The 2,754-nt window shown below is 72.2% G+C and carries 4 protein-coding genes; 1 reads left to right on the plus strand and 3 read right to left on the minus strand.

Going from position 1 to position 2,754, the window contains the following annotated elements; genetic code table 11:
* Positions 1 to 34: 34 nt before the first annotated feature.
* On the minus strand, positions 35 to 646 hold the full coding sequence (locus VGR06_RS43020) for a hypothetical protein (protein WP_327565042.1): 612 nt from the start codon (positions 644 to 646) through the stop codon (positions 35 to 37).
* Positions 643 to 891 carry a hypothetical protein gene (locus VGR06_RS43025; RefSeq protein ID WP_327565043.1) on the minus strand — a complete coding sequence of 83 codons (249 nt, stop codon included), beginning with the start codon at positions 889 to 891 and terminating at the stop codon, positions 643 to 645. The genes VGR06_RS43020 and VGR06_RS43025 overlap by 4 nt, the downstream gene beginning before the upstream one ends.
* Positions 892 to 1,126: 235 nt before the next feature.
* Between VGR06_RS43025 and VGR06_RS43030 the strand changes: the two genes are divergently transcribed.
* Positions 1,127 to 1,492: a hypothetical protein gene (locus tag VGR06_RS43030; RefSeq protein WP_327565044.1), complete on the plus strand. Its 366-nt coding sequence runs from the start codon at positions 1,127 to 1,129 to the stop codon at positions 1,490 to 1,492.
* Positions 1,493 to 1,522: 30 nt separating this feature from the next.
* Here the strand turns inward: VGR06_RS43030 and VGR06_RS43035 are convergent, their stop codons facing one another.
* A complete protein-coding gene (locus VGR06_RS43035) occupies positions 1,523 to 2,434 on the minus strand; it encodes an NADP-dependent oxidoreductase (protein WP_327565045.1) in 912 nt (303 codons plus the stop codon).
* Positions 2,435 to 2,754: the final 320 nt, after the last annotated feature.

A 2,754-nucleotide genomic window follows, 5' to 3' on the forward strand; every position in this document is an offset into this window, starting at 1 on the left:
CGCCCGTCCCCGCACCATCACCCCACATGTGCGCTCACTGTTCACTCATCGCGATGTACCGCCCGTGCCAGGTGTGGTACCAGACCGCGCCGGTGGTGGCGTGCACGGAGAGCATGCCGACGATCCGGTCGCCGCGCAGGGTGTGCAGGGTGTAGTAGCCCGGGAACGCCTCGGGCTCGTCGGCGTGCTCACCGGGCCGGTTGGCCGACAGCCACGCGTCGGCGAGGCGGCGGGCCTGGTCCAGGCCGACCGGCGGCTGCCGGCCGGCTGGGCCGGGGTGCATGCCGTAGGCGGTGTTCCACATCATCGCCGGCCCCCACTCGAGGCCGACGGTGCCGGTGGCCCAGTCGATGAGGACCTCGGTGGCCCTGTTTCCGGCGGGGTCGACCAGTTCGGCGTAGAAGCCATTGTCGAACTGCATCACCTCACCGACGGTCAGCCCCCACGATTGGGCGAACCGTGCGGCGGCACGGTCGGCGGCTGCCAGGTTCCGCACCGGCGCGTCGCCGCGTACCGCGGGGCCCATCATGCCGCCCACCGGAGACCAGCCGAGGGCGGCGACGGCCCACATGATCGATGTGACCAGCATGGTGGTCGCGGCGACCAGCACCGTCAGCGGCAGCCAGCGGCGGCGTAGCCAGCTCATCGCGGGCTGGGTTCCCGGCCGGCCATGCGGGCCCGGGCGTCGGCGTAGGTGTCGGCGTCGATCTCGCCGGAGGCGAACCGGCGGTCGAGGATCTCCTGCGCCGTCTCCCTGCGCTGCGGCGGGGTCCGGTCGCCGGGGCGCTGCACCAGCCGCACGACGGCCCAGACGATCACCGCGAGCAGGACGATCCAGACCAGTGGCATCAGCATCATCCAGCCCCAGCCGATTCCGTAGCCGTACATCATCGCGGGTCACTCCCTCGGGGTCGGTCAGGCCGCCTAATACGACCGTGGCTGGCGACGCTGCTCCGGGGCCAGGGACGTTGGTCCCGGCCCGCCGTGCCGACCGGCTCGGGCACCTACGTGGCCTTCATGCGGCTCCGGTGGCCACCGGCAGCCCGGCCAGCCGCCACTCGAGCATCCCGTCGACGAGGCGGCGGGCGGCCCCGACACTGTCTGCGCCCAGAAGGTCACCAACCCTTTGCCGGCCGCCGCAGACGTCGACGCGTTCGTCGACCGGCCGCTCGCCTCGCTCGGCTCGCACCCGGCGTACCTTCGCGTGCTGGCGGAGGCCAACCGACGCGGCCTCGACGTCGCCGAGGGCGAGCCAGGTCTGCCCACCCTGGACGTCGACCAGGTCCGGCGGCTGCTCACCAACGGTGCCCTCGTGGTGGATGTGCGTCCGGTCGCGGATGTGGCCGCCGGTGGCATCCCGGGTGCGTTGGCGAGCCCGCTGCGCGCCCGGATTCGGTGGAACCGGTGGAACAGGTCGTGTTCGGCGCGGGTCGAGCGCGGCACCGGTGCGGGCCTTGCCGAAGGGCGAGGGCGAACATCACCAGCGCGGTGACCGCGGTCCAGCCAATGCCCGAGTGAAGACTCAGGGGATGAGCACGATCTTCGTGCCGCCGGTCCGTCCGGCGGCCACGCGGGCGAAAGCGGCTGGCCCTTCGCGTAGCGGGAGAGGTTCTGGCGCCAGGCGCAATGTCCCCTCGTTGAGCTGCGCCGCCAGCCGGGCGAGCTGTGCGGCGTCGGGTCGCACGTACAGGTTCGTGCTGGTGATGCCCCGCTCCGGTGGGGGCGCGTCCGAGGTCAGGGAGCACAGCCGACCGCCGTCCCGTACCAGGGGCAGGGCGGCCCCCGCGGTGCCGCTGGCGGCGATCAGCGCAGCGTCGAACCGTCCGCGGACCTGATCGGGCCAGTTCGGGTCGTGGTAGTCGACGACCTGCGCCGCGCCGAGGCCGCGCAGGCGGTCGGTGGCGGAAGCGGATGCGGTCGCGGTCACCTCGACGCCCATGGCCGCGGCGAGCTGAATGGCCAGGGAACCGGTGTTGCCGGCTCCGTTGGTGATCAGCAGCCGTTGCCCTCGACCGAGTCCCAGCATCGCCAGGGCCTGCCACGCGGTGAGGCCGTTGACCGGCAGTGCCGCCGCTTCCACCGGCTGCAGCCCGGACGGGCACGGCGCCGCATGAGCCGCGGTGAGCAGGACGCGTTCGGCCCAGAAGCCGCTTGCACCGGGCAGCGGTGCCTCGTGCGCGAGCACCCGGTCGCCGATGGCGAACTCATCGACATTGAAGCCGACCGCCCGCACCCGGCCCGCACCCTCCACTCCCAGCGCCGCCGGGGGGCGCAGCCCGACGTCCCAGCCGGCGCCGTTGAGCAGCCGATCCCACGCTCCGACTCCGGCCGCCTCGACCGCCACCAGGATCTGACCCGGACCGGGAAACGGTGGATCGGGCAGCTCCAGCAGGACCACGTCCTCATCCGCCCCGGACACTCCGCATGCCTTCATTGCCATCCCCTTCGCTCGGTCCGGCCAACCGGCAGGTGCAGGCCGGAATCCCCGATGCTAGGAGCAGCGCCGAGCGGGAACGCCGAGCGAGGCACCCACACCTCCTTTTCCGACGCTATGACCTGCGTTCCCCCGATCGCACCCCGTCATGTCGGCGGCAGACCGTGAAACACGAACTCACTCTCGAAGCCACCGCAACCGCAAAAGTTAGAGAGCAAGCTCAGGCGCCGTCGGCACGGACGCGGGAGGCGCCGGAGTTGACCACGGAGAGGTCGACATCGACAGCGGTCTCGGCCCGCCGCTCGATGAGCGTGGACGCA

This window comes from Actinophytocola sp., assembly GCF_036002505.1.
Classification (GTDB): Bacteria; Actinomycetota; Actinomycetes; order Mycobacteriales; family Pseudonocardiaceae; genus DASYTH01.

What these genes read in the sequence shown, in the direction of transcription:
- VGR06_RS43020 (WP_327565042.1), bottom strand. Translation starts at nt 646, where the DNA reads ATGAGCTGGCTACGCCGCCGCTGGCTGCCGCTGACGGTGCTGGTCGCC.
- VGR06_RS43025 (WP_327565043.1), bottom strand. Translation starts at nt 891, where the DNA reads ATGATGTACGGCTACGGAATCGGCTGGGGCTGGATGATGCTGATGCCA.
- VGR06_RS43035 (WP_327565045.1), bottom strand. Translation starts at nt 2,434, where the DNA reads ATGAAGGCATGCGGAGTGTCCGGGGCGGATGAGGACGTGGTCCTGCTG.